The organism is Candidatus Kapaibacterium sp., assembly GCA_023957315.1.
In the GTDB taxonomy this organism is placed as follows: Bacteria; Bacteroidota; Ignavibacteria; order Kapaibacteriales; family UBA2268; genus PGYU01.
The window spans coordinates 1-4597 of record JAMLHE010000027.1 but is presented as its reverse complement, the minus strand read 5'-3'; the positions used below and the strand labels follow the sequence as shown (position 1 = coordinate 4597).

The window sequence follows — 4597 nt, the reverse complement described above, 5'->3', positions numbered from 1 at the left end:
ACTTTAGATATGTCATAGTTTTAATCAATTCAATTAATCTGAATACGCCAAGTCATCGGATGAATGGAGCATTTGAGAGTTTATTGTGCCGCCCTTGCAACAACTTACTCAACATTTTTTCACTTTTTTTTTGATACAGGTGTGACAAAATCACTTTTCGATTGTTATTTAAAATATATGATTGTGCAATTTTAAAAAAGTTTTTTTAAATATATTAAAGGGTCACAAGATGAAATATTTTGTACTATGTTTAATGCTTATCATTATCACTGCTACAGTCGCCGAATCGCAACTTGTAAATCGCTGGGAAGCTGTTGACACATCATCAAGAAATTACACTATTTTTGGGCGTTCAAAAATCATGGATGCACTTGATAAAGACAAGCTGATTTCTTTTGATAGTGAAGTTGCTAATACCGGATGGTTTGTCAAATATTCTACTGATGGCGGTACTACATTTGAAACCATTTTGCAAACGGAATCATTTCAGTACGATTTACACTCATTGTCATTTCCGGTTGAGAGTCATTTTTATATCGCAGGCGATAGTTCGGAATATCTGACCACAGTTGGATTTAATTCGTATTTTAAGAGAACAGCAATGCTCTTTACCAGCTTCGATAGCGGACAAAATTGGAATTATATCAAGTTTGATTCCAATTCAACTATTAGATTTATTGATATGGCTTCAGCAAAATTAGGCGTAGCCGCAATAATGACAGTTGGGAACTACTATAACTCAACTGTTGAATACCATGGCGATACGCTTCTATGGACCGATGATGGATTTCAGACAATTCAAAAAATCCCGCTTCCTATCGAAAACTTGCAAGTAAACGCAATAAAAGTTTTTGATGAAGACACTTTCGTAATTTTAGTTCAGAAAAGTTCCGAATCAATCAGAAAGTATATCAAAACCACCGACAGAGGCGAAACATGGGTTGATTTTGCAGAAGCGCCAAATACAAGAATTATCGAATTCATTGACCAAAATATCGCTTACAAGATTGATGACAAACGAAAAGAATCGAATCCTGAGCAGTGGGAAACCTTAGTCTCAAAGACTACAGATGGTGGCAATAGCTGGATTGAACTTTTCACACCTACCAATCAAAAATGGACCGATTACAGAGCTGTAACCATATCATGTGCCGACGAAGATAACGTACTAATAGCAGGACGCAACAGCATGATTTATAAAACTACTGATGGTGGCATGACTTGGCTTCAGCAAAATTTACCAAATGGAGTTAATGGCGGTGTAGATATGGAATATGATAATGTATTAGAAATCATCTATCTTGAAAAAGATGCTGCTTATGCTATTGTAGGAAGGATGATGTTCAAAATGACCGGTGAAATGAATTTACAGCGTCCATATTTGAATTATTTTGGATATCGCGTACCACCGTTTGATTTGCCGGTAAATTGGACTTCCGTCGAAGGTGCTAAAAGTTATCGCTATCAGCTTGCAAAAGCAACATCCAATAATACCTATGATTATGAACAATTTAATAATCCGGTCTTAGATACCATAGTTGACAATCTTGAAATAATACTGCCCGACCTTGATTATAACCAATGCTACTATGCTCGCGTAAAAGCAATTGGCGACGGAATCGAAAGTGACTGGTTTATTCGGGCAAGCCATTTCTGCACTTTTGTTGATGAGAATTCTGTATTAGCACCCAGTTTCATTAAGCCTCTCTCGGGCGAAAGAATAAAAACAAGCGAAATAGAGTTTGTATGGACATCCGTTCCTAATGCAGAAATGTATGAGTTTCAGGTAAATAATATGCCGTATTTCCAACAAAATATATTAGCTGATGAAACTACTGCCGATACAAGCGTTACTATACCCACTCCTTCTTATGAAAATGTAAACTTCTACGCACGCGTTAGAGTAAATGACGGAAATATTATTTCCGATTGGAGTTATCTGACTTTCAGGTTAGCCGACCCTACAAGCGTAGAAATCAGCAAAGTTGATGATGGTATCAGAATTTTTCCCAACCCGGCAAGCGAATATATTGAAATAGCTGTAGATATCAACCCTACGGTTAACCGTAGGGTTGATGAAGTTTCAGAGATTAAAATCTTCAATACTCTTGGTGAATGCGTAATTAACCTCACCCCGCCCGCTCACCCTTCGACAGGCTCAGGGAGCGGGAATTTGAGAGTTGAAATTTCGCATCTGCCTCGTGGTGTGTATTACGTCCGTATCGGTAGCCGGACGCAGATGTTTGTGAAGGTCTGACAGATGAAGACTTCGGAAGTCTAATTTTTAAAATAGATGAATTTAATAAGCTTCTTGAAGATAATTATAAAGACTTCCGAAGTCTAAGTATCGGCAGTCAGACGCAGATGTTTGTGAAGATGTGAGGAAATAAAGGAGAATAAAAATCATGCGCTATGTAGTTTACTTCGTTTTACTATTTTTTTCAGTTAGTCTGAATTCTCAAACTGTTTGGGTGCAGACAAATGGTCCGTATTCCGGTCATTTATCCTATATCACCAAAAATGGACAAGGGCATTTGTTTGCAATTTCGGAAAATTACTATTTGTTTCGTTCAAAAGATAGTGGTGCTAATTGGGCAAAAATTGCTTCAAAGATTTCTTCCATTGCTTTCGACTCGGATAATAACTACTATTTGGGAACTACTTCAGGAGAAGTATCATTATTTGATACCAACATGAATTTTATTAAAACAACAAGAAAACCAAATTTTATGGATATGCATGTTGAAAGTATTGATATTGATGCCAACGAGAATATTTATGTTGAAGTGTTTTTTGGTGGATTGCACCTTTCTACAGACAAAGGAATTAGTTGGGTAGACATATTTGCTAATAACTTTCAACAACTTAGTTTTGATTCTAATAGTGTTGTCATAATGACTTTTGGTGGCAAATCTATCAACCGTTCAATAAACATGGGTACTGATTGGACAATTATTCAAATTAGTGATGATTCCTACTTGCGGGGTATATATTTTTCGTCATATAATAAAATATTCAACAACTTTATTGCTGTCGGCAGGGGAAATATTGTTTATATTTCTAATGACCTTGGCTTAACTTGGCTACCTATGGAAGACTCAATCCCAATAAATTGGGTTGAAGCAGTTTTGATTGATGAAAATGGCGATGCATATATTGGTGGCGATAGTTTAGTTTGCCGCTCGACCGATGGTGGATATACATGGACTAAACTCGATGGATTCCCGAAGGTTCGGGGTCAATCGCTTGTAAAACAAGGTGATATGATTTTTACTGCCACCTGGAGTAATGGCGTCGTAGCTTACGATATTTCCAAAAATTCAGGAGAAAAAAAGAATAATGGAATAATCAATTCAAATGTGCATCAAATTGCTATAAATCAAAAAGCTAATGTTTTTGCATCAACTGCAAGCGGAATTTATCGAACGACAAATTCCGGGAACTATTGGGAACAATTAGAATTGCCTATCAGTTCCGATGTTGAGAGCACTGCAATTTTAGCCTCAAAATCCGGTAATTTGTTTGCCTCAAGCGAACATGGGGTACTTATATCAAAAGATGATGGGCAATCGTGGAGTATTGTTGACAATATGGAGACTTATCCTGAAATAACCACTTGCTTCGCAGAATCTGATGACGGTAGAATTTATGCAGGAAACCATTATTTGCATTATTCAGATGACAAAGGCGAATCTTGGCAATCAATTGATTTGAAAATAGATGAAATTGCATCAATTGCAACTTATCAGAACAAGTATGTACTTGTTGGTTCGGCAAATGATGGTGTCTTTTTTTCGGAAGATAAAAGTATTTCATTTCGGAAATTACCTTTAGATGTACCGGAAAATACTCAAAATCATGTTAATTTTAACAGCGAAGGAATTATATTTATAAGTATGAATGCTTGGCAGGGTGGCGATGCAGTTTTCAGGTCTATGGATTTCGGCAATACATTCACAACCTTGGATTCACCAAATGGTGGTGTGCGATTTTTAAAAATTGATAATAATGATATCCTTTATTATTCTCCAAATCATAGGATCATCCATTCTTTCGGAAAATATAACCTTATTTACTATTCGACGAATAATGGTGACATTTGGCTCCCTCTGAATGATGAATCAATATATCCAATTTTTATTAAAAATATGGCTTTCGGAAAGAACAATAACGCCTATATCGGAACATTGAATGATGGTGTTTACAAAACTGATTTTCTGGCAAATGTAAATTCCGAACTGATTCAAAACCCTGTTGATTTTTCAATCTTCCCCAATCCCGCAACGGAATATATTGAAATCAGTTCCCACACTATCAACCCTACTGTTAACCGTAGGGTTGATGAAGGTTCAGAAATCAAAATCTACAATACTCTTGGGGAATGTGTAAGAAACCTCACCCCGCCCGCTCACCCTTCGACAGGCTCAGGGAGCGGGAATTTGAGAGTTGATATTTCGCATCTACCTCGCGGTGTGTATTATCTGCGTATCGGTAGCCGGACGCGGATGTTTGTGAAGATGTGACAGATAAAGACTTCGGAAGTCTAATTACTGTACCGTCAGTTATTCCAAAGTTAGTGTATCATCTTTGTTACAAC

The 4597-nt window shown here is 36.9% G+C and carries 2 protein-coding genes; both read left to right on the top strand.

Going from position 1 to position 4597, the window contains the following annotated elements:
* Positions 1-229: 229 nt before the first annotated feature.
* Positions 230-2257 carry a T9SS type A sorting domain-containing protein gene (locus M9949_15070; GenBank protein ID MCO5252725.1) on the top strand — a complete coding sequence of 676 codons (2028 nt, stop codon included), beginning with the start codon at positions 230-232 and terminating at the stop codon, positions 2255-2257.
* A gap of 148 nt (positions 2258-2405) precedes the next feature.
* Entirely contained in the window at positions 2406-4523 is a 2118-nt protein-coding gene (locus M9949_15065; protein ID MCO5252724.1) for a T9SS type A sorting domain-containing protein, read from the top strand.
* The last annotated feature ends 74 nt before the right edge of the window (positions 4524-4597 follow it).